A 20,461-nucleotide genomic window follows, 5' to 3' on the forward strand; every position below is an offset into this window, starting at 1 on the left:
CCGCGCCCGTTCCGATCCATGCGTTCCGCACGCCCCGCAGGCCCGACGCGTGTCGGCCGGACGGTCGCGGCCGTCCTGTTCACCGGCGTGCTCAGCGCCTGCGCGGGCGCCCCCGCGCCCGTCGCGTCCAGTGCGACGACCGGAAGTGCCGAGCCGGTCAGCGTGGACAACTGCGGGACCACCGTGACGGTCGGCGCTCCGCCCGACCGGCTGGTGACGCTCAACCAGGGTGCCACCGAGGTGGCCCTGGCCCTCGGCCTGCAGTCCCGCATGGCCGGCACCGCCTACCTCGACGACGCCGTCCCGGAGAAGTGGAAGGCGGCCTACGACTCCGTTCCGGTGCTCTCCAAGGGCTATCCGACCAAGGAGAAGCTCCTCGCGGCCCGTCCCGGCTTCCTGTACGCCTCCTACTCCAGCGCGTTCACCGACAAGGTCGCGGGCACCCGGGAGGAGCTGCGCGGCCAGGGCATCCCGTCGTACCTGTCCCCGTTCGGCTGCTCGGACAAGAGCCAGGTGCCGCCGACGACCTGGCAGGCGATGTGGGGCGAACTGAACGACGTCGCCAAGGTCTTCGGCGTCGCGGAGCGGGCCACCGAGATCCAGCGCCAGCAGGAGCAGCAGCTGGCCCGGTTCACGGCGGCGGCCGCGGGCAAGGACCTGAAGATCCTCTGGTTCGACTCCGACACCAAGACGCCCTACGTCGGCGCCGGCCACGGCGGACCTCAGCTCGTGCTCGACGCCGTGGGCGCCCGCAACGTCTTCGGCGACCTGCCCGGCAGCTGGCAGAACGTGAGCTGGGAGAAGGTCGTCGCCGCGGACCCGGACGCCATCGTGCTCGCGGACGCCGACTCGGACACGGCCCAGTCCAAGATCGACTACCTGGAGAACGACCCGGTGCTGAGCAGGCTCACCGCCGTGCAGCGCAAGGCCTTCGTGGTGGTGCCGTTCTCGGAGTCGACCCCCGGCGTGCGGCTCGCCGACGGCGCCGCCCGGGTGTCCGAGGGGCTGGCCGAGCTGCGCCCGGGTTCATGACCACCGCAGCCCGCAGCGCCGTACGGTCCGCCGGTCCGGGCCGCGCGGCGGCGGCCCTGGCCGTCGCCGCGGCCCTGCTGCTGACCACCGTGCTCCTCGGCCTGGCCGTGGGCTCGCACCACGAGCCGGTCCGGACGGTGATCGATGTCGTGGTGCGCCGTCTCGGGCTGGGCGACCCGCAGGTGACGCTGCTCGACGACCAGATCGTCTGGCAGCTGCGGCTGCCCCGGGTCCTGGGAGCGGCCGCCACCGGCGCCGGCCTCGCGGTCTGCGGCGCGGTGTTGCAGACGCTGACCGGCAACGACCTGGCCGATCCCTTCCTGCTCGGGATCTCGGACGGAGCCGCCGCCGGCGCGGTCACCGTGATCGTGCTCGGCGTCGGCGTGTCCGGCGCCGTGGGCACCGGCGCGGTGGCGACGGCGGCCTTCGCCGGTGCCCTGATCGCCGCCGTCGTCGTGCTGGCACTGGCCGGCGCGCGCACCCGGTCGCTGCCGACCACCCGGACCGTGCTCGCCGGCATCGCCGTGGGACAGATGTGCGGGGCCTACACCTCGTTCGTCGTGCTGGTCCTCGGGGACCGCAACGCGGCGCGCGGTGTCATGGAGTGGACGCTGGGCTCGGTCGCCGGCGTGCGGTGGCCCACCGCCGTCTTCCTGACCGCGGTCGCGCTGGCGGGTGTCACGGTCCTGGCCTCCTCGGCCCGCGACCTGGACGCCTTCGCCTTCGGCGAGACCGCCGCCCGCTCCCTCGGCGTCCACGTCGAGCGCACCCGCTGGCTCCTCGTCGCCACCGCCGCGCTGGTGACCGCGTGCCTGGTCGCCAGCACCGGCGTCATCGGCTTCCTCGGCCTGGTCGTACCGCACGTGGTCCGGCTCGTCTGCGGCCCGCGCCACGCCCTCCTGCTGCCCGTGTCGGCGCTGGTGGGCGCTTCCCTCCTGGTGGGCAGCGACATCGTGGCGCGCTCGGTCCTCCCCGACCGGGAGATCCCCGTCGGCGTCATCACGGCCGGGCTCGGAGCGCCCTTCTTCGCCTGGCTGCTGTGGCGCCAGGGGCGGGCCGACGGGAGCGGTCAGTGACGGCGACGCCCGCCGGGCTGCGCGCGGAGGGACTTCGTGTGCGCATCGGCGGAGCCACGCTGCTCGACGAGGTCTCGCTCGCGTTCGCCCCCGGCCGGGTCACCGGTCTGCTCGGACCCAACGGCGCCGGGAAGACCACCTTGCTGCGCGCGGTCTCCGGACTGACCCGGCCGAGCGCGGGACGGGTCCTCCTGGACGGCGAGGACCTCCACGCGCTCACGGCCCGCCGGCGAGCACGCCAGGTGGCCTTCATGGAGCAGCAGGCGGACACCCGGCTGTCGCTGTCGGCCCGTCAGGTCATCGACCTCGGACGCACCCCGCACCGCGGCCGCTGGCCCGTGCCGGCGGACGCCGCCGCCGACGCCCACGAGCGGGCGGTGTTCGCCGGTGCCGTCGCGGCGGCCGATGTCGGCCACCTGCTCGACCGGTCCTGGCCGACATTGTCGGGCGGCGAGCGCCAGCGGGTCCAGCTCGCGCGGGCGCTGGTGCAGGAGCCCGGGGTGCTCCTGCTCGACGAGCCCACCAACCACCTCGACCTGCGCCACCAACTCGCCTTCCTCGGCACCGTGCGCGGGCTGGGCATCACCACGGTGGCCGCGCTGCACGACCTCGAACTCGCCGCCGCCTACTGCGACGAGGTCGCCGTCCTGCTCGACGGCCGGCTGGTCGCCCACGGGCCCGGCTCCGACGTGCTCACCTCGTCGATGATCGCGGACGTCTACGGCGTCGACGCCACCGTGGAACGACACCCCCGGCACGACCGACCGCACATCCGGTGGAACGGACTGCTCCACGAAAGGACAGCACCATGACCTCCCCGGTCCCGGGCGCCCCCGCCCGCCGCAGCGCCGTGCTCCTGGTCGGCATGTCGGCCGGGGAGGCCGTGCGCCGTGACGAACTTCTCCGCACGGCCGCCTCGCACCGGGCCTCGATCGCGTTCCTGCAGCAGGCGGACCCCTCCCTGTCGGCCGAGCTGACCAGGCTGGCCGACGCGGGCGCCGCGACCGTGGTCGTGATCGGCGTCCGCCTCGCGGCGTCCGGCCCCGCCCAGTCCTGGCTGCGGCGGATCGCCGCGTACTGGTGGCGCGAACGCGCGGGCCACCGCCCCGAACTCCTCGTCGCGACCCGCCTCGCCGACTCGCCGGACGCGGTCGCCACCGTGGCCGCGGCGACGAAGGCCATCACCGGCGAGGAGCCCGGCCTCACCTCCGCGGCCTGGGAGGACGTCCCCGGTCACCGGCACCAGGTCCTGGTGTGCCGCGGCCCGCGTTGCACGGCCAAGGGCGCGGAGGAGGGGCTACGCGCCCTGGTACAGAAGCTGACCGAACAGGGCCTCGGCGACGACGACGTGCTCGTCACCCAGACGGGGTGCCAGTTCCCCTGCAACCAGGCCCCCGTCGTCAGCGTCCAGCCGGACGACATCTGGTACGGGAGGATCGACCCGGCCGCCGCCGGCCGCATCGTCACCGAACACCTCGCCGACGGCCGACCGGTGGAGTCCCACCGGCTCCCCCGCCACAAGAGGGAGCAGGCGGACCACCACGGCTGATCGCGATCACCAGGATCGGGGCGAACTCCATGACCGGCTCACCGCGATCCACCCGCGCCGACCTGCGCAGCCAGGCAGACGGCGGCGCGGAGGGGCTCACGCGATCGGGGACCGCCAGTGCGCGGTGGAGCTGACGACGACGATGCCGACGCCGCCGTGCCGCTGACCGGGTTCGCCGGCGAGGCGGGCGATGGCCTCGGCGTCGGTGACGCGCCGGCGGTCGCGGCCGGTGAGCCGGACGAGAACCGCCCCGCTCCACCCGTCCCCGCCGTGCTGCCGAGCACCGGCCGCCGTTACGGGGCGGGCGGTACCCGCGTCCTGCCGATCAGTGACACCGTCCCGTGTCACCGGGCCGCGGATCCGATCGGCCGCTAGCGTCGGCGGCATGAGAATCCTGGTCACCGGCGGCGCCGGCTTCATCGGCGCCGCCGTGGTACGAGCCCTGGTCGCGGCCGGACACCGCGTGCGTGTCCTGGACGCCCTGCTGCCCGCGGTCCATCCGACCGGGAGGGCGCCCGCGCTGCCCGCGGATGCCGACTTCCGGCGCGGTGACGTCCGGGACGCGGCGACCGTCGAGGAGGCGCTCGCCGGGGTGGACGCGGTCTGTCACCAGGCGGCGATGGTCGGCCTGGGACTGGACCTCCAGGACGCACCGCAGTACGTCGGCTGCAACGACCTCGGTACGGCGGTGGTGCTGGCCGCGATGGTGCGGACCGGCGTCCGGCGGCTGGTCCTGGCCGGATCCATGGTGGTCTACGGGGAAGGGCGCTACCACTGTGCGAAGCACGGCGAGGTGGCACCGGGGCCGCGGCGGCCCGCCGATCTGGACGCCGGACGGTTCGAGCCGCCCTGCCCGGTCTGCGGTGCCCCCCTGCGGCCGGGCCTGGTCGCGGAGAGCGCACCGGCCGATCCGCGCAGCGTCTACGCGGTGACCAAGCTCGGGCAGGAACACCTCTGCGCTGCCTGGGCACGTGTCTGCGGAGGAACCCTGCTGACGCTGCGTTACCACAACGTGTACGGCCCCGGGATGCCGCGCGACACCCCGTACGCGGGGGTGGCGTCGCTCTTCCGGTCGGCCCTCGCCCGGGGCGAGGCGCCCCGGGTCTTCGAGGACGGCGGCCAGCGCCGGGACTTCGTCCACGTCGACGACGTCGCCGCCGCGAACCTCGCGGCGCTGGCGGCCGTGGGTGACCGGCCGCCGGGCAGCGTCCGGGCGTACAACGTGGGCAGCGGCGAGGTGCGCACCGTCGGTGAGATGGCGGCCACGCTGGCTTCGGCCTACGGCGGTCCGGCGCCGACGGTGACGGGCGAGTACCGGCTCGGCGACGTGCGGCACGTCACCGCCGACTCGAACCGGCTGCGCGCCGAGCTGGACTGGCTGCCTCGTGTGCCGTTCGACCAGGGCATGGCGGACTTCGCCGCCGCACCGCTGCGGGTCTGAGGCCGGCTCCGGCGGGCGGCAGGGCGTTCCCCGGGCAGCAACCGTCCGTCACGCTGTCCACGCGGTCACGCCCGGGTGGCCACGACGGTGCCCGGGTGGGCCGTCGGCGGGACGTTCGGCTTCCGCGAGGAAGCGGCACCACCATCCCGGGCCGGCACACCCTTAGCGTGGGCGGCGTGACCTCCGTTACCCCTCGTTCATCCGGTGTCGACGTCATCCTGCCCTGCCTCGACGAGGCCGAGGCACTGCCCTGGGTGCTCGGGCGCGTCCCTCCGGGCTGGCGGGCGATCGTCGTGGACAACGGTTCGCAGGACGGCTCGGCCGAAGTCGCCCGATCGCTGGGAGCGACCGTGGTCGAGGAGTTCCGGCGCGGATTCGGCGCCGCCTGTCATGCCGGGCTCCTCGCCGCCACCGCCGAGCTGGTCTGCTTCCTCGACTGCGACGGCTCGCTCGATCCCGCCCAACTGCCCCGGGTCACCACTCCGGTGACCGAGGGCCAGGCAGACCTGGTCCTCGGCCGCCGTCGGCCGGTGACCATGAACGCCTGGCCCGCGCACGCGCGGCTCGCCAACACCGTGCTGGCCCGCCGGCTGCGGGCGCGCACCGGCGCCCCGCTGCACGACCTGGGCCCGATGCGGGCCGCCCGACGGGAACGCCTGCTGGCGCTGGGTCTGGGCGACCGCCGCTCGGGGTACCCGCTGGAGATGGTGCTCGCCGCCTCGGCCGCCGGGATGCGGATCATCGAGACGCCGGTCGACTACCTGCCGCGCGCGGGCCGGTCGAAGGTCACCGGCACGGTGCGCGGCACCAGGCAGGCGGTCCGGGACATGCGGGCCGTGCTGGCCGCCCCGCCGCCCACCCTGCTGGTCATCGCCAAATCGCCCGTACCGGGCCGGGTGAAGACCAGGCTCGTCCCGGCATGCACGCCCCGGCAGGCGGCGGCACTGGCCGAGGCCGCGCTGTCCGACACACTGCACACCCTGTCGACCGTACCGGCCGGGCGGCGCCTGCTGGTCCTGGACGGCGAACCGGGCGGCTGGCTGCCGCCGGGGTGGCACGTGCTTCCGCAGAGCGGCGGCGGGCTGGATGTGCGGCTGGCGGCGGCCTTCGGGCACGCGGCCCGGCTGGCCCCGGACGCGCCCGCGCTGCTGGTGGGCATGGACACTCCGCAGCTGAACGCGGCCACCCTCGCCGAGCCGCTCTCACCGATGGGCCGGGCCGGGGCGGACGCCTGGTTCGGGCCCGCGTCGGACGGCGGTTTCTGGGCTCTCGGCCTGGCCCGGCCGACCGAGGACCTCGCCCGCCGGCTCCTCCTGGGGGTGCCGATGTCGGCCCCGGACACCGGGCAGGTACTCCTCGACCGGCTCGGGACGGCTGGCCTGACGGTGCACACCCTGCCCGAAGCCACCGATGTGGACACCATCGAGGACGCCCGGCTGGTCGCCTCCCAGGCGCCGCGGAGCCGGTTCGCCGCCAGCCTGCGATCCTTCCGGGCAGCCCCCGAGGTGGCGGGTTGACAGGCACCTCGACGGCATGGATCGACGACCCGTTCGCCGACGCCGTCCGCACCGGACGCGGTCCGCTGTGGCTGCGCGACGCCGACGGGCGCCGGATCCCGCTCGACATCGAGCGCTGGTGCGCACCGGCCGCCGGCGGCGACCACAGCCTCCTGATGCGCTGCTTCCACCTGTCCGCGCCGGTCGTGGACCTCGGCTGCGGGCCCGGCCGCCTGGTCGCCGCGCTCCTCGCTGTGGGTGTCCCGGCGCTCGGTGTGGATGTCACACCCGCGGCCGTCACCCGCACCCTGCGGATCGGCGGTGCGGCCCTGTGCCGGTCGGTGTTCGACCGGCTTCCCGCCGAGGGCCGCTGGGGCGCGGCCCTGCTGGCGGACGGCAACCTAGGAATCGGAGGGAACCCCGAGGCCCTGCTGCGGCGCGCGGCCGAGCTGATCGCGCCGGACGGGCTGCTGCTGACGGAGGTCGAGCCGCGCGAGGTCGACGAGCGCGTCACCGTCCGGGTCGAGGGCCTGGACGGGCGACTCGGGCCGCCCTTCGCCTGGGCGCGCCCAGGACCTCTCTTTCGGATCACGCCGGGCGGTCGCCGCCGGAGCACGCACCTCGCCGACTTGTCGTCCGTCGCCGATGCTCCGCATGGACTCCCTCCTCCGCGCCGCCGATGCACGCACTCCAACGACGCCCGCTTGTCCGACGTGATCCGAAAGAGAGGCCCTAGGGGCCAGGGCCGCCGTGCGGCGGGCCTGCGGTGCCGGGCTCGTCGAGGCGGAACGGTGGACCTCCCACGGCCGGCACTTCCTCGCCCTGCGCAGGTGCGACGCACCCGCCCGCTGAGACCGTCCGCCACCCCGACGGCAGCGGGTCCGGGTCCGCCGGCACCGGCGGCTCGACCGGGACGGCCGCGGCCCCGCCAGGGTCGGCCGCCATCGCGTCAGAGGTCCGCCGGTTGCCGGCCCCCGCCACCGCGGCTGCCCGCCCCACCCGGTACCGGCGCAGCAACGGGACCAGGAGGACGACGCACAGGGCCGTCCCGTAGGCGAGTCGCTGTGCCTCCTGGCCCGCCGTCAGGTAGAGCGCCTGTCCGGCGGCCGGGACGGCCAGCCACTCCCAGCGGCCGTCGAGCGCCACCAACGCGACCACCAGGAGCCCGTACCACGGGTAGGTGGGCGAGACCAGCAACAGCGCCGTACCCGTCACCAGGAGCGCTCCGGCCCACGGCCGGCACCGGTCGCCGCGCCGGAGGACCCGGACCACCACCGCTGCCAGGACGAGCGCCGCCGCCCACGGCGCAAGGCGGTCGGACAGCACCAGCCGCAGCAACCCGAACCGGTCGATGTGGCCCTGCTCGTAGCCCTCCTCCTTCAGGTAGCCCGGCAGGTAGCCCAGGACCGAGGTGCCCGAGACCACGACGTACGGGAGGTAGGACAGGGCGAAAGCGCCGAGCGCCGATCCGACCAGCAGGACGTGCTTCCGAGACGGACGCCCGGCCGGCAGGCCCGACAGCGCGCCGGGGAGGACCAGGGCCGGCAGCAACTTGGCCGCGACCGCGCCGCCCAGGAGGAGCCCCCCTCGCACGGCCCTCCCGCGCGCCGCGCAGCCGAGCCCGGCGACCGTCAGCAGGGCTCCGAGCGTGTCCACGTGCGCGTCGTTGACCGCCCACACGGCCACGCCGGGGAACCACCCCCACAGCGCGGCCCGCCGCTGTTCCCGCCCCACCCTCAGCAGCAGGGCGGTCGTCGCCACCGCCAGCACCGCGCCGCCGGCCTGCATCCCGCGGACCCCACCGCCGAACGGGTGCACCACGGCGAACCAGGCCTGCGCCACCGGAGGATAGACGGTGTGCACAGCCGGGCGGTTGATCCGGGTGCAGTCCCCGGCGGTGGTGCGCCGCTCGTCCCAGCCCGTGCAGCCGTCACCCGCCGGGAAGAGTCCCGGATCACGCAGCCGGGCGAGCACCGGATCGTCCGGGGTGTGGGCGTAGGGCGAGATCCCGGCGGCCTGGACCCGGCCGTCCCAGACGTAGCGGTAGGCGTCGTCGCTGGTGCGCGGCGGAGCCAGCAGTCCGACGGCGGCGACGGCCGCGCTGCCGGCCAGGACCAGCGGCGCGACCCGTCGGCCGGGCACCCCGCGCAGCAGCAGCACCGCGACCGCGAAGAGGGCCGCGTCGAGGAGGTACCAACCGGGGAGCGGTACGGAGCCGTCGTCGGTGACGGTCAGCGCCAGAGCGGTGACCAGGGCCGCGAGCGCGAGGGCGCAGGACGGAACGGTACGGTCGATCACGCTGCCCACCCTCCCACCGGCGAAGCCTCGCAGCCCCGGTGGCGAGGCCGCCGTTCGGGTTCCGTCGGCGCGTCGAAAGCCACGGGGGGGGGGACGTGCCGGGGTGCTTCGACGGACGGGTGGGATGCGATTCCCGGCGCCCTGGCCGCCCGCCACCACCACCCGCCGCCGCCACCCGCTCCCCGCCGTTCCTGCGCCGGGGCGGGCCGTCAGACGCCGGGTACCCCGGGAAGACCGGTCGTGAGACCGTCCAAGGCGTGCGGGCAGGGGCACTCACGCACCAGCGGCAGCCGTTCCACCGCCTTGAACAGCACGGTCCGCAGTCGGTCGACGTTGCGGGCGAACTCCTTCAGCACCTCACCGTGGGTGACGCCCGCACCGCGTTCCACCCCGGCGTCGAGATCCGTGACCAGGGCCAGTGAGGTGTAGCAGAGCCCGAGTTCACGGGCGAGTACGGCCTCCGGATGTCCCGTCATGCCGACCACCGACCAGCCGTTGCCCGTGAACCAGCGGGACTCGGCGCGGGTGGAGAAGCGCGGGCCCTCGATCACCACCAGCGTGCCGCCGTCCACCGGCGCCCAGGCCGCCTCCCGGGCGGCCCCCAGCACCGCCTCCCGCCCCGCCGGGCAGTACGGGTCGGCCATGGACACGTGCACCACCTCCGGCACCACGCCGTCCGGCAGCGGCAGGCCGTCGTAGAAGGTCTGCGGGCGCCCCGAGGTCCGGTCCACGAACTGGTCGGGCACCAGCAGCGTGCCCGGCCCGTACTCCGGGCGCAGCCCGCCCACCGCGCAGGGCGCGACCACCGTCCGCACGCCCAGCGTGTGCAGCGCCCACAGGTTCGCGCGGTAGTTGATCCGGTGCGGGGGAAGCCGGTGGCCGCGCCCGTGCCGGGGCAGGAACGCGACCCGGCGGCCGGCCACCTCTCCCAGGAACACCCGGTCGCTCGGTTCGCCGTACGGGGTCTCCACCCGCACCTCGGTCACGTCGTCCAGCAACTCGTAGAGCCCGGAGCCGCCGATGACGCCCACCTCGGCGCTCAACAGGACGTCCTGGTCGACCGTCATCCCGGTCCACCTCTCTTCTCGGGAACAACCTCCCGGCAACTGTAGGAACGGACCGTGCCGGAACCCGGACGCCATGCCTGACGCATCACGAAGGTTCCCGCACCGCGGGCTGGACGGCGGTCGAACAGCGAGCACCCGGGAGGCGCATCCTCGCGGCCGGTCCCGGCGCCTACTCGGGTTCTGCCACCGCCGGCTCGCGGCGGGGTCCGCCCGGCCGCCGCCGGACCGTCGCGGCGAGCAGGCAGAGCGCCGAACAGGCGAAGAACGCCGCGGTCAGCAGCAGCCAGCGTCGGAGAAAGACCTCGGGATCCAGGCCGGTGGCCGAGTGGTAGCCGGGGACACGGCGCAGGACGAGCGGGTACCAGACGACCAGCAGCAGCAGCGAGAGGAAGGCGGGGACACGGACGTAGTTGACCGCCGGCGTCCGGTGCGTCCCGCTCACCGGAGCCCCGCGGACGCCGGTCAGGGCCTGGGCGGCCCGGTCGGTGAGCGTGTAGAGCGGCAGCAGGACCAGGTCGTGGAGCAGCGCGGCCCCGACGAACCAGATCGCGACCCCGAGCGGATCGCCCTCGAGGAGGCGGATCCCGGCGTACAGGGCCAGGGCGAAGGAGCACACGACGAGGAGCAGGTGCAGGGGGGAGGCACCGTAGCGCTCGCGGAATCCGCCGAGGCGGGTCATCCGGTGGCTCCGAAGGTGAGACGGGTGACCCATTTGGTGTTGTGGACACCAGGGTTGGCGGGAACGATGATCCGGGCCGGGTAGCCGTGGTCGGGCGAGAGGTCGGCGCCGTTGACGCGCAGGGCCAGCAGGGACCGGGCGTCGCGGACCTGGTTGTCGCGCAGGACGGTGGAGCTGAAGGACCCGCCGCGCTGGACGGACTCCACGAAGACGTCCGGTGGGCCGTCGGTCAGGCCGACGAGCGCGGCCAGGTCGGTCAACCGGACGCCGGTCCAGTCCTGGTCGGGGGTGGACCATCCCTCGACGCAGGCGATGGGCAGGGCCGCGGTGGTCTGCGGCAGGCGCCTCAGCTGGTCCAGGGTGAGGACGGCTTCGCGGCCGGGGCCGCGGACGGTCAGGCGCCAGTCGGGGCCGATGTCGGCGGGGCGGATGCCGACGTCGGCGGCGGTCTTGTTGATCTGGAAACCGTTCGGGCCGGTGCCGGGCTCCTGGCCGTGCGGGGCGAGCAGCGCGGTCCTGCGCCACCATCCGCCGATGCTCTGGCCGACCGTCACCGCGAACAGCGTCAGGGAGCCCGCACCGACCACGGCGAGGGCTCCGCGCCGGGAGACGGTCGCGGGGGCGGGACTCGGGGAGACCAGGCCGGTGGCGTCGAGCGGCTCGGGCAGCGTGTCGGCGGCGCCCGTGCGCAGTTCGGTGCGCAGGCGTCGGCCGCGCACCGCCCGGACCGCGACCGGGATGCGGAACACCACGTGGACGACGAAGGCGCCGATGAAGACCCACGCGCCGTAGAAGTGCAGGGTGTAGAAGGAGCCGGGGAAGATGTAGTGCAACTGGATGTTGAGGACGCCTGTGGCGAACTCGAACAGTGCGCCGCCGACCAGGAGCAGCAGCGACAGGCGCTCGACCGCCTGGGCGGGCGAGCGGAGCGGGGGCCAGGAGAAGAGCCTGGGGATGACCGACCAGAGCTTGGCCAGCAGGACCGGGATCAGCACGACGCCGAGGGTCACGTGGATCCCCTGGTTCAGCCGGTAGAGCCAGCTGGGACTGGTCGGCCAGGAGAAGAGGTAAAAGCCGAGCCGGCCCTTGTCCGGCGTCTGGTCGTTGACCGCGGCGAGGTCGGGATTGTAGGCGGCGTAGGACAGCAGCCCGGTCACGAACATCACCGTGATCCCGAACAGCAGTACCAGGCCGAACACCGAGGTGATCCAGGGGCCGCGCAAGGGGCTGCGCCAGAACTCCGGGCGCGCGGGCCCGGGTGGCGGTCCTCCGGCGAGCGCGGCGTGCAGGCGGGAGCCCCTGGGCCGGGGAGCTGTGCGCGTCAGCGCGCGGGGGGCCGGCCGTCGTCCTTCCACGGTGTGGCCGCGTGACGGCTCCGGAGGCTGGTCGGGCCGCGGCGGCGACGGTGGGGGTCCGGCGGCCGGCTCGCCCGCGGAGGGCTGCGGTGCCGGAACCGGCCCGGGCTCCCGCTCGGGGCCGGGTGGGGGGTGACGGGGCCCGTCGGCGTCGTCGTCGTGAGCGTTCAGGGTGGCGCTCCTTCGCGGATGCGCGCGGAGGCGGAACGGCCGCGCTGACACGACCGTATGCCGCGGATCACCCGTGGTCCGGCAATCGGCCCATGACGGATTTCGGGTCGTCGTCGGCAGCGAGGGAGCGCCCTGCGACTCGAGTCCCCTCGTCACGGATGTCGACGGCCTGCACGCCGCTGCCGGGATCACCGGGCGCGAGGATCCGCACGCCCTGCGCGCCACGGCGCAGCCACCACGACAGCCGGCCCACCGGAGTCCTCGCGGGGCGGCCCTGCCGGCCACGGTCTCCTGACCGGGGGGCCTCCGACCCGGGGACACCAGCCGGCGGCCCGGGTCGGATGCGCCCTGCACCCTGTCGTCGCCTCGGGGCGACGGTTCAGTAGAGGCCCTCGGGGGACGAACTGGTGGTCTGGAGGGGGCGGACGTTGGCGACGCCGTCGGTGGGCCAGCGGTCGGTCGGGTGACGGAGGGCTTGGTCGCGTTCCAGGATGTTGGGGAGGAAGAGGTCCTCGTGGAGGACGGTGAGCCGTACCTGGCCGACCGTGCCGGGGGGGACCGGGGTCGAGGAGTCGGCCTTGTCGACCACCGCCATGGTGACCTGCGGGTAGTTCGGGACGTAGCTGATCAGCTCGCCGTCCCGCTCGATGTCCAGGCAGGCGGCGTTGCCGAAGGTGTTGCCGTAGGTCAGTCCGCAGATCCCGCCCTGCAGGGCGGTGGTGAAGGTCCGGTACATGTCGGCGCTGATCTGGGTGCCGCTCAGGCGTACGCCGTCGAGGGCGGCGACCAGTTCGGGCCGGTGCTGGCGGAGGGCCTGGAAGAGGGCCGGGGTGGTGTTGAGGTAGTGGACCCGGCCCTGCTTGAGGACGTCGGTGATCTGCTCCAGCAGGTGGGTGGTGTAGTCGCTGACCTCGGCCAGTCGTCCCGCCCGGATGAGGCGCTTCACCCACCGGGGGTCCATGTCCACGGCGTAGACCTGGCCGGCGTGGAGCTCGGAGACCTCCCGGACGCCGTTCCCGATCAGGTGCGGTCCGGTGGGGGTGGCCTGCAGCCAGGTGCGGCCCGGTGCGAAGCCTTCCCTGACGAAGGACCAGCGGCGCCAGAGCGCCCGGTGCAGCAGCATGTCGGGGGTGTAGAACGCCCGGCAGGGGGTGCCGGTGGTGCCTCCGCTGTCCCAGACCCGCCCGGCGAGCGGCCTGGGCACCGACAGCGGGACGAGGTCCGCGGGGTCCTCCGTGCGCAGCCGGTCGAGCGGGAACGGGCCGAAGGCACCGAGCTGGTCGTAACGGGTGATGTCGCGGGGGTCGAAGTCCAGCCGGGGGGCTTGCCCGAGCCAGTAGGGGCTTCCGGACACCGGGTCGAAGTGCCGTCGGACCACGGTGCGGGTCCACTCGTCGAGGTCGGTGTCCAGCCATCGCGCGATCTGGGCGTCCGGGTCGGCGCGGGTGGCGGCGGTCACGGCAGGGCCGGGGCGCCGGAGAGGTCGATGCCGAGGTCGTAGGCGGTGGTCAGGGCCTGCTCGATGTGCTCGGGCTGCTCGATGTGCACCACCGGGAAGGGGAACGCGAGGATGCCCTCGGGGATCGAGGGGCCCATCACCAGCCCGAGCTGTACGCCCTGCTCCTTCATCCCGGCGTAGACGTCGACCAGGCTGATCGGGTCCGTGGAGTTGCGCTGGAAGAGGTCCCTGACGTCGGCCGCCGTGCGCAGGACCTTGGGCTCCAGGCAGGACAGCAGGGGGATTTCGGGGGCGGTGAAGGGGATCGCGTCGATGCGCGGGGCCATGAAGTCACGGTAGGGCCGGCGCAGCGGGGTGTGGACGGCGATGGTGCGTCCGGGGAGCGGTACGACCGTTCCCGGCGGGGCCTCGGCGGCGAGCAGGCCGAGTGCTTCGGCATGGCCGGCGAGCATCATGATGCGCTGGGTGCCGTCGGCCGTGGGGCCGAAGTCGCCTGCCAGGTAGATGCCGGGGACGTTCTCGCCGGGGTGGGAGGGGGCGCCTTCGGCGAGGGAGCCGAAGGCGATGGCGATCCCCTGCTGCGGGTCTTCGGCGGGCGGTTCCGGGGTGTCGCGGGAGCCGGCCAGCATCTCGAACAGTTCCCGTCGCCCCAGCGATCCGGCGAGGCAGCTGGCGGTCATCGCGCCGAGGCTGAGGCCGCCGATGGCCGCGGGCCGCAGGTTGAACGAGGCGAGTACGTCGTGCACGCCGATCGCGAGGGCGGCTTCGCGGACCGTGCCGACGCTCTGGCGCTCCTCCTGGGCGGTCGGGAGGTCTTCCTCCAGGATCTGTCCGACCGTCAGCCCGGTCCATGCGGAGACTTGCTCGTACCAGCCCCGCACGACCTCGTAGGCCCGGTAGAGCTCCAGGCCGTGCGGCTCGGTCCCGACGCCGCCGCCGAACAGGTACCCCAAACTCATGACAGCTCCTGTGAATCGGTGTGAAAGGAGGGGACGGTGGTGCAGCCCATGCGTAGTGCGGCAGAAACGGGCCCGGCAGCACAATGCCGCAGAATCCGGTGTTCGACCGGACGCCGGGAACCCGTCTCGTGGCGCGACATCGATGCGATATCCGGGTCCGGGAGAATATCCGACAGCACACCGGCGGAATGCGTTTCCGCCTTCGGAAAGGACTTCTGTGCGGCCCGTCCTCCGGGAGGCGGCTTACGGGGGGAGATCAGGGAAATGTGCGCTCCGCCCTCTTCTGGGACTCAAGGAATTCCGGGAGAACGCGTGGTGGCCATGCCCCGACGCTCAGCACACCGAGGGAGTGCGCCCGGGATACCAGGGCGGGCCGGTTCGCGGCCTGGAAATGGCGCATCATCAGCCCGATGCGGTACTCGATGCCCTGCCGGCTCAGGTAGAGCGATGCCGCCAGCCGTGCGGTCGAGGTGCCGATCGCGACGCCTTCCAGGATGCGGACGTCCACGGCGGTCAGCCGCCGGACGCCAGGGCCGCCGGCAGGGCCCCCGCCCTCCGGCGGGGCGTCGTCGGCGGGCTCGGACCGCGGCGGCGGCGCGGGCTCGATCTCCTCAGTGGTCGCTGACGCTGTCACTCCTCCGTCCCCCCTTTCCTGTCGTCCGTGGTCTCAGGTGCGCAGCGCGCCGGCGAGGTGGTCGCGGAGCATGCCGGTCACCTCGTTCGCCCGGCTGCTGAGGTAGAAGTGCCCGCCGGGGAAGACCTTGAGGTCGAACGCCGCCGTCGTGCGGTCGCGCCAGCTCCCGGCCTCGGGGACCGGCGTCCAGGGGTCCCGGTCCCCGACCACGGCGGTGACCGGGCAGGTGACCGCGGCGTCGTGGTCGGCCCGGTAGGCCCCCAGGGCCCGGTAGTCGCCGCGCAGCGCGGGCAGCACCATCCCCAGCAGTTCGTCGTCCTCCAGGAGCCGGGCGTCGGTGCCGCTCATGGCCCTGACCTCGGCCACGATGCCCTCGTCGTCGAGCGGGTGGGAAGGCTCGGGCCCGTCCGCGGACGGCCCCTTGCGGCCGGAGACGAAGAGGTGGTCGATCCGACCGCCCGCGCGCTCGATCCGCCGGGCCACCTCGAAGGCGACGAGCGCGCCCATGCTGTGCCCGAAGAGAGTCAGGGGGAGGTCGTCCCAGCGGCGCAGCGCTTCGGACACCTCGTCGGCCATGCGGTGCAGGTCCTGGACGCCGGGTTCCTCCCGGCGGTCCTGCCTGCCGGGGTACTGCACGGCCAGGACGTCGACCGGGCCGCACAGTGCGGCGGACACCGGGAAGTAGAAACTCGCCGAGCCGCCGGCGTGCGGAAAGCAGACCAGTCGGCGCGTGGCCGTCGGCGAGGGATGGAAGCGACGGCACCACCGGTCGCTGTCCAAGGAGAGGGAGGTCATGTCGGCCTTTCATTCCTTTCTCGAAATCCGCGCGGTGCCGGCGGGCGGGGTGTGGTGAGCACGTGGGACATCCGCGGCACCGGTGGGCCGGCTGGCACTTTCCAATACGGGGAGATCCGCTCCACGGCGATCGGCGAGCCACGGGCACGGCATATGACAGCCTGCCATGCCCGTCGGAATGTCAGCAAGTACGCATCGGAGCGCATCCCGGCCCACTCATGTCCGGGTTCAATTCCGGCCGATACTTCGGCAAATGGTGAGAACGTCGCAGTGCGGAGCAATCCTGTGGGATCCACTCGGCTCCGACTCGGCGGCAACGGTCCGGCCGGACCGCGCACCGCGGCCCGGTCGAGGAGGCGGGGGCGCCTCAGGGCAAGGCCGTACGCCGTCAGCGACCTCCGTGTCGCCCCTCCGGAGCACACGCCGGGATGGGCGGCCCGGTCCCGGCTGCCGTGATGGTGCCGCGCAGCGTAAACCCGGCATGAACACAAGACCTGCGCTCTAGGAATACATCTAGATACGACGGGACCGCGTTGACCCGCACATGGCCACCCAAGACGCTGGAGGCAGTCTTGCCCACCGGTCGTGCGATCAAGAGGACTCCCGTTGAACTTCCTGTTGCTGGGCCCGCTCTCCGTCCGGTTGAACGCGCGTGAGGTGCACGTGTCGGCGCCGAGGCAGCGCGTGGTCCTGGCGGCGCTCCTCCTCAACGCCAACCGGGTGATCTCGGTCGACCGGATCGCCGAGTACGTCTGGGACGACGCGCCGCCGCCGAGTGCCGCCGCGACCGTCCGCACCTATGTGATGCGCCTGCGGCAGTCACTGGGGGAGCACGCCTCCGCCCGGATCCTCACCCGGGCGCCCGGATACCTCCTCGAACTCGGCGAGCACGAGAGCGATCTCGGGCAGTTCACGGCCCACCGCCGGCGCGCGGCGGAGCTGGCCGACCGCGGAGACCTGGAGGGCTCCTCCGCCGAGCTGGCCGGGGCGCTCGCCCTGTGGCGCGAGGAGCCGCTGGCGGACATCCCGTCGCGGACGCTGCGCGATGTGGAGGGCCGCTACCTCCAGGAGCTTCGCCTGCAGACCATGGAGCTGCGGTTCGACGCGGAGCTGGCGCTGCTGCGGCACGCCGAGGTCGTGCCGGAACTGGTGCGGCTGGTGCGGAAGCACCCCATGCGGGAGGCCCTGGTGGGCAAGCTGATGCTGGCGCTGTTCCGCTCGGGACGGCAGTCGGAGGCCCTGGACCTCTACCGGCGCACCCGGGTGCTGCTCGTCGAGCAGCTCGGCGCCGAGCCGGGCGCCGATCTGCGCGAGATCCACCGGAACATCCTCTCGGCCCACGACCGGCCCCGGCCGCCCGACCGGCTGGAGCAGCCCGCGACGGCCCCGGAGGCGGCCGTCGCGACGGCGCCGGCCGCGGTCCGGGAAAGGTCCTGCTGGCCGAGTCCGGCGCAGCTCCCCTCGGTGCCGCTGCCGCTGTCGGCCCGCTCCGGTGCGCTGGCGCGGCTGCAGCACTTCCTCACGACCGGCACGATGCCCGCGGGCATGGTGGCGACGGCGGTGGTGACCGGCCGGGGCGGTGTCGGCAAGAGCGCGCTGGCCCTGCACGCGGCGCACGCCGTGCGCGGTTCCTCGGTGCACGGCCAGCTCTACGCGGATCTCGGCGGAGCTGGGCGGCCGCTGACCGCCCGGGCGGTGCTGCCGCGGTTCCTGGCGGACCTCGGTGTGCCCCGGGACGAGGTACCCGAGGAGGAGCCGGAGCAGGAGAGCCTCTACCGCTCGCTCACCGCGGGCCGCCGTCTGCTGGTGGTACTCGACAACGTCTCCAGCACCGCGCAGGTGCGGCCGCTGATACCGGGCAGCGGGGGCAGCAGGCTGCTGGTGACCAGTAGACGGCGGCTGGCCGATCTGGAGGGGGCGCGCACCCTTCTGCTCGACCCGCTGGACGAGGCCGGATCGCTGGAACTGCTGGGCAGCATCGTCGGCCCGGCCAGGGTCGGTGCCGAGCCGCGGGCGGCCCGTTCGGTGCTGACGGTCTGCGCGGGCCTGCCGCTGGCGATCCGGATCGCCGGGACCCGGCTGCTGGAGCGCCCGCACTGGAGCATCGGGCACTTCGCCCGACGGCTCACGGAGGCCCCGCGGCTGCTGGACGAACTGTGCGCGGGCGACAACGGTGTCCGGCCCTGCCTCGACGCCGACCACGCCGGGCTCCGGCGGACGGCTCCGGCCGGGGTCGACCCGGCCGAGGCGTTCACCGCGCTGGGGGCTGCCGGAGCGTGTTCGGTCTCCAGCAGTAGGGCCGCGGTGATGTTCGGCTGCTCCGAGACGCAGGCCGAGGAGGCCCTGGACGCCCTGGTCGAGGCGAATCTGCTGGGTGCGCCGCTGGGGGGCCGCTACCGGCTGGACGCACTGCTGCGGGCGTACGCCCGTGAGCGGGCCGAGGCGGTCGCCGTACAGCAGCACGGTCACCCGTACATGCGCGCCGGGTGACCGTCCCGGCGGCCCGGCGACGGACACCCGGCGCCTGATCCCCCTTCGCCCCGATCCTTTCCGCCCCGATCTCCTTCGCCCCGATCTCCTTCGCCCCGATCTCCTTCGCCCCGATCTCCTTCGACCCGATCTCCTTCGAGAGGACCCCCTCGCCATGGCCGACCAGACAGCAGCCACCCCCGCCCTGCTCGCCTACGTCCGGGAGGTCTCCCTCCGTGACGACGATCTGCTCAGGGAGCTGCGGGAGACCACCGCGGACCTGCCGGGCGGCACCGCCATGCAGGTGATGGCGGAGGAGGGCCAACTGCTGGCCCTGCTGGTCGGGTTGACGGGGGCGCGGGCGGTGCTGGAGATCGGCACCTTCACCGGCTACAGCACCCTGTGCATGGCCCGCGCGCTCCCCGCCGACGGGGTGCTGGTGTCCTGTGACATCGACGACCGGTGGCCGGCCGTCGGCGCCGACTTCTGGAAGCGGGACGGGGTCGACTCGCGGATCGACCTGCGGATCGGCGATGCCGCCGCAACCCTGGACGCACTGCTGGCGGAACGCGGGCCGGAGAGCTTCGACCTGGTGTTCATCGACGCGGACAAGGCCAACTACGTCCGCTACTACGAGACTTCGCTGGCCCTGCTGCGCGCCGGCGGCCTGATCGTGGTCGACAACACCCTCTTCTTCGGCCGGGTCGCCGATCCAGCCGCCACGGACCCGGAGACCGCCGGGGTCCGGGCATTGAACCGGCTGCTGCACGAGGACCCCCGGGTGGAGCTGTCGCTGCTGGTGATGGCCGACGGGATCACCCTCGTCCGCAAGCGCTGAGGGCAGCGGACCGGAGCCCGGGAGCGCCGGCCGCTGCGGCGGTCACGACGTTCCCGGGCCCCCTTCCGGCACGTTCAGGTCGGGTGCGTCCACGCTGATGACGGTGGACACCACGCGCGGGCCGGGGACCAGGTGCAGGCGCTGGAGTCCGGTGTCCTCCGCAGCCGGTGCGAGGACGGCGGCGCACGGGCACGGGGCTTCGTCCAGGCCCTCGAAGCCCGCGAACCGGTAGGCGATCTCCATCATCCGGTTGCGTTCGGTCGCCCGGAAGTCGGCGACCAGGTGGACTCCGGACCGGGCGGCGGCGTCGGCCAGCCAGTTCAGCAGGGTCGCGCCGGCGCCGTAGGCGACGACCCGGCAGGAGGTGGCGAGCAGCTTGAGGTGCCACAGGCCCGGGCGCCGCTCCAGCAGCAGGACGCCGACCGCGCCGTGCGGGCCGAACCGGTCGGTGAGGGTGACCACCAGGACCTCGTGCCGGGGGTCGGTGATCAGGCCGCGCAGCACCGCGTCCGGGTAGTGCACCCCGGTCGCGTTCATCTGGCTGGTGCGCAGGGTGAGTTCCTCGACCCGGGACAGCTCCTCGCCGGTGGCCCGGCCGATGCGCATCCGCAGGTCCAGGGAGCGCAGGAACTCCTCGTCGGAGCCGGGGGCGGCCGCCCGCTCGGCCTCGCGGCGGAAGCCCGCCTGGTACATCCGGCGGCGCCGCCGGGAGTCGACGGTGCTGGTCGCGGGGGTGAACTCGGCGAGTTCGGGAAGGGCGAGGACCTGCTCGGCCGGGTAGCACCGCACGTCGGGCAGGTGGAAGGCCACTTCGGCGCGTTCGGCGGGGCGGTCGTCGACGAAGGCGACGGTCGTGAGCGCGAAGTTCAGCCGGTCGGCGATCCGGCGCACCGACTCGGACTTGGCGCCCCACCCGATCTCCGGCAGGACGAAGTACTCGGCCACGCCGAATGCCTCCAGCCGGGCCCAGGCGTGCTCGTGGTCGTTGCGGCTGGCGACGGACTGGAGGATGCCGCGGGAGTCGAGCTCGATCACCACCTTGCGCACCTCGTCCGGCAGGTGCACCTCGCCGTCCTCCAGCAGGGTGCCCTGCCAGAGGGTGTCGTCCAGGTCCCAGACCAGGCACTTGACGGTCTCGGCCAT

Annotated in this window: 18 protein-coding genes and 2 pseudogenes; 10 read left to right on the plus strand and 10 right to left on the minus strand. The window is 73.9% G+C overall.

The genetic code is table 11. The features are described 5' to 3' along the window. The first annotated feature begins 18 nt into the window (after positions 1-18). Genes ABZW10_RS07285 through ABZW10_RS07300 form a run of 4 tightly spaced genes read left to right on the plus strand, consistent with a single transcriptional unit; the run spans position 19 to position 3,657 of the window. The gene (locus ABZW10_RS07285; RefSeq protein WP_355361272.1) at positions 19-1,032 is read left to right on the plus strand and encodes an ABC transporter substrate-binding protein; all 1,014 of its coding nucleotides are present in this window, start codon (positions 19-21) and stop codon (positions 1,030-1,032) included. Then, positions 1,029-2,108 (plus strand): iron chelate uptake ABC transporter family permease subunit, encoded by a 1,080-nt coding sequence (locus ABZW10_RS07290; RefSeq protein ID WP_355361274.1) that lies wholly within the window; start codon positions 1,029-1,031, stop codon positions 2,106-2,108. Before ABZW10_RS07285 ends, ABZW10_RS07290 begins: the two co-directional genes overlap by 4 nt. Beyond that, the gene (locus tag ABZW10_RS07295) at positions 2,105-2,920 is read left to right on the plus strand and encodes an ABC transporter ATP-binding protein (RefSeq protein WP_355361276.1); all 816 of its coding nucleotides are present in this window, start codon (positions 2,105-2,107) and stop codon (positions 2,918-2,920) included. Before ABZW10_RS07290 ends, ABZW10_RS07295 begins: the two co-directional genes overlap by 4 nt. Continuing rightward, positions 2,917-3,657 (plus strand): (2Fe-2S) ferredoxin domain-containing protein, encoded by a 741-nt coding sequence (locus tag ABZW10_RS07300; protein ID WP_355361278.1) that lies wholly within the window; start codon positions 2,917-2,919, stop codon positions 3,655-3,657. Before ABZW10_RS07295 ends, ABZW10_RS07300 begins: the two co-directional genes overlap by 4 nt. A gap of 96 nt (positions 3,658-3,753) precedes the next feature. On the opposite strand, the gene ABZW10_RS07305 is transcribed toward ABZW10_RS07300, so the two are convergent. Next, positions 3,754-4,005, minus strand: coding sequence for a hypothetical protein (locus ABZW10_RS07305; RefSeq protein ID WP_355361279.1), 252 nt, complete (start codon positions 4,003-4,005; stop codon positions 3,754-3,756). Positions 4,006-4,042: 37 nt separating this feature from the next. On the opposite strand from ABZW10_RS07305, the gene ABZW10_RS07310 reads away from it, so the two are divergent. The 4 genes and pseudogenes from ABZW10_RS07310 to ABZW10_RS07325 form a co-directional block, all read left to right on the plus strand. Further along, positions 4,043-5,098 carry an NAD-dependent epimerase/dehydratase family protein gene (locus tag ABZW10_RS07310; RefSeq protein WP_355361281.1) on the plus strand — a complete coding sequence of 352 codons (1,056 nt, stop codon included), beginning with the start codon at positions 4,043-4,045 and terminating at the stop codon, positions 5,096-5,098. A 176-nt stretch (positions 5,099-5,274) separates the two neighbouring features. Further along, positions 5,275-5,952: pseudogene (locus ABZW10_RS07315) on the plus strand (glycosyltransferase family 2 protein); the annotation flags it as partial. After that, entirely contained in the window at positions 5,926-6,615 is a 690-nt protein-coding gene (locus ABZW10_RS07320) for a DUF2064 domain-containing protein (protein ID WP_355361537.1), read from the plus strand. The pseudogene ABZW10_RS07315 and the gene ABZW10_RS07320, both read left to right, overlap by 27 nt. Further along, a pseudogene (locus ABZW10_RS07325) lies at positions 6,582-7,136 on the plus strand (class I SAM-dependent methyltransferase); the annotation flags it as partial. The gene ABZW10_RS07320 and the pseudogene ABZW10_RS07325, both read left to right, overlap by 34 nt. Positions 7,137-7,326: 190 nt before the next feature. On the opposite strand, the gene ABZW10_RS07330 reads toward ABZW10_RS07325, so the two are convergent. From ABZW10_RS07330 to ABZW10_RS07365, 8 genes are all read right to left on the minus strand, one after another. Then, a complete protein-coding gene (locus ABZW10_RS07330) occupies positions 7,327-8,892 on the minus strand; it encodes a glycosyltransferase family 87 protein (protein ID WP_355361283.1) in 1,566 nt (521 codons plus the stop codon). A gap of 209 nt (positions 8,893-9,101) precedes the next feature. Beyond that, a complete protein-coding gene (locus ABZW10_RS07335) occupies positions 9,102-9,959 on the minus strand; it encodes an S-methyl-5'-thioadenosine phosphorylase (protein ID WP_355361285.1) in 858 nt (285 codons plus the stop codon). Between the two features lie 169 nt (positions 9,960-10,128). Beyond that, positions 10,129-10,638, minus strand: a complete 510-nt coding sequence (locus ABZW10_RS07340) for a hypothetical protein (protein WP_355361287.1) — start codon at positions 10,636-10,638, stop codon at positions 10,129-10,131. Beyond that, on the minus strand, positions 10,635-11,927 hold the full coding sequence (locus ABZW10_RS07345; protein ID WP_355361539.1) for a molybdopterin-dependent oxidoreductase: 1,293 nt from the start codon (positions 11,925-11,927) through the stop codon (positions 10,635-10,637). The genes ABZW10_RS07340 and ABZW10_RS07345 overlap by 4 nt, the downstream gene beginning before the upstream one ends. Positions 11,928-12,543: 616 nt before the next feature. Next, the gene (locus tag ABZW10_RS07350) at positions 12,544-13,623 is read right to left on the minus strand and encodes an arylcarboxylate reductase (protein ID WP_355361289.1); all 1,080 of its coding nucleotides are present in this window, start codon (positions 13,621-13,623) and stop codon (positions 12,544-12,546) included. Beyond that, entirely contained in the window at positions 13,620-14,582 is a 963-nt protein-coding gene (locus ABZW10_RS07355) for an ACP S-malonyltransferase (protein ID WP_355361290.1), read from the minus strand. The genes ABZW10_RS07350 and ABZW10_RS07355 overlap by 4 nt, the downstream gene beginning before the upstream one ends. A gap of 256 nt (positions 14,583-14,838) precedes the next feature. After that, the gene (locus ABZW10_RS07360; RefSeq protein ID WP_355361292.1) at positions 14,839-15,090 is read right to left on the minus strand and encodes a hypothetical protein; all 252 of its coding nucleotides are present in this window, start codon (positions 15,088-15,090) and stop codon (positions 14,839-14,841) included. Between the two features lie 159 nt (positions 15,091-15,249). Further along, the gene (locus ABZW10_RS07365; protein WP_355361294.1) at positions 15,250-16,011 is read right to left on the minus strand and encodes an alpha/beta fold hydrolase; all 762 of its coding nucleotides are present in this window, start codon (positions 16,009-16,011) and stop codon (positions 15,250-15,252) included. A gap of 606 nt (positions 16,012-16,617) precedes the next feature. On the opposite strand from ABZW10_RS07365, the gene ABZW10_RS07370 reads away from it, so the two are divergent. Next, complete coding sequence (locus ABZW10_RS07370; protein WP_355361296.1) at positions 16,618-18,501, plus strand: BTAD domain-containing putative transcriptional regulator; 1,884 nt, start codon at positions 16,618-16,620, stop codon at positions 18,499-18,501. A gap of 154 nt (positions 18,502-18,655) precedes the next feature. Further along, positions 18,656-19,318, plus strand: coding sequence for a class I SAM-dependent methyltransferase (locus ABZW10_RS07375; protein WP_355361298.1), 663 nt, complete (start codon positions 18,656-18,658; stop codon positions 19,316-19,318). Between the two features lie 42 nt (positions 19,319-19,360). Here ABZW10_RS07375 and ABZW10_RS07380 read toward each other — a convergent pair whose 3' ends face one another. Next, positions 19,361-20,461 (minus strand): HAD-IIIC family phosphatase, encoded by a 1,101-nt coding sequence (locus ABZW10_RS07380; RefSeq protein ID WP_355361541.1) that lies wholly within the window; start codon positions 20,459-20,461, stop codon positions 19,361-19,363.

It is taken from the genome of Kitasatospora sp. NPDC004723, assembly GCF_040609255.1.
Classification (GTDB): domain Bacteria; phylum Actinomycetota; class Actinomycetes; order Streptomycetales; family Streptomycetaceae; genus Kitasatospora.

Excerpts from the sequence above, each read along its gene's own strand:
- ABZW10_RS07285 (WP_355361272.1), top strand. The coding sequence starts at position 19 with ATGCGTTCCGCACGCCCCGCAGGCCCGACGCGTGTCGGCCGGACGGTC.
- ABZW10_RS07290 (WP_355361274.1), top strand. The coding sequence starts at position 1,029 with ATGACCACCGCAGCCCGCAGCGCCGTACGGTCCGCCGGTCCGGGCCGC.
- ABZW10_RS07300 (WP_355361278.1), top strand. The coding sequence starts at position 2,917 with ATGACCTCCCCGGTCCCGGGCGCCCCCGCCCGCCGCAGCGCCGTGCTC.
- ABZW10_RS07310 (WP_355361281.1), top strand. The coding sequence starts at position 4,043 with ATGAGAATCCTGGTCACCGGCGGCGCCGGCTTCATCGGCGCCGCCGTG.
- ABZW10_RS07320 (WP_355361537.1), top strand. The coding sequence starts at position 5,926 with ATGCGGGCCGTGCTGGCCGCCCCGCCGCCCACCCTGCTGGTCATCGCC.
- ABZW10_RS07335 (WP_355361285.1), bottom strand. The coding sequence starts at position 9,959 with ATGACGGTCGACCAGGACGTCCTGTTGAGCGCCGAGGTGGGCGTCATC.
- ABZW10_RS07340 (WP_355361287.1), bottom strand. The coding sequence starts at position 10,638 with ATGACCCGCCTCGGCGGATTCCGCGAGCGCTACGGTGCCTCCCCCCTG.
- ABZW10_RS07355 (WP_355361290.1), bottom strand. The coding sequence starts at position 14,582 with ATGAGTTTGGGGTACCTGTTCGGCGGCGGCGTCGGGACCGAGCCGCAC.
- ABZW10_RS07365 (WP_355361294.1), bottom strand. The coding sequence starts at position 16,011 with ATGACCTCCCTCTCCTTGGACAGCGACCGGTGGTGCCGTCGCTTCCAT.
- ABZW10_RS07375 (WP_355361298.1), top strand. The coding sequence starts at position 18,656 with ATGGCCGACCAGACAGCAGCCACCCCCGCCCTGCTCGCCTACGTCCGG.
- ABZW10_RS07380 (WP_355361541.1), bottom strand. The coding sequence starts at position 20,461 with ATGGCCGAGACCGTCAAGTGCCTGGTCTGGGACCTGGACGACACCCTC.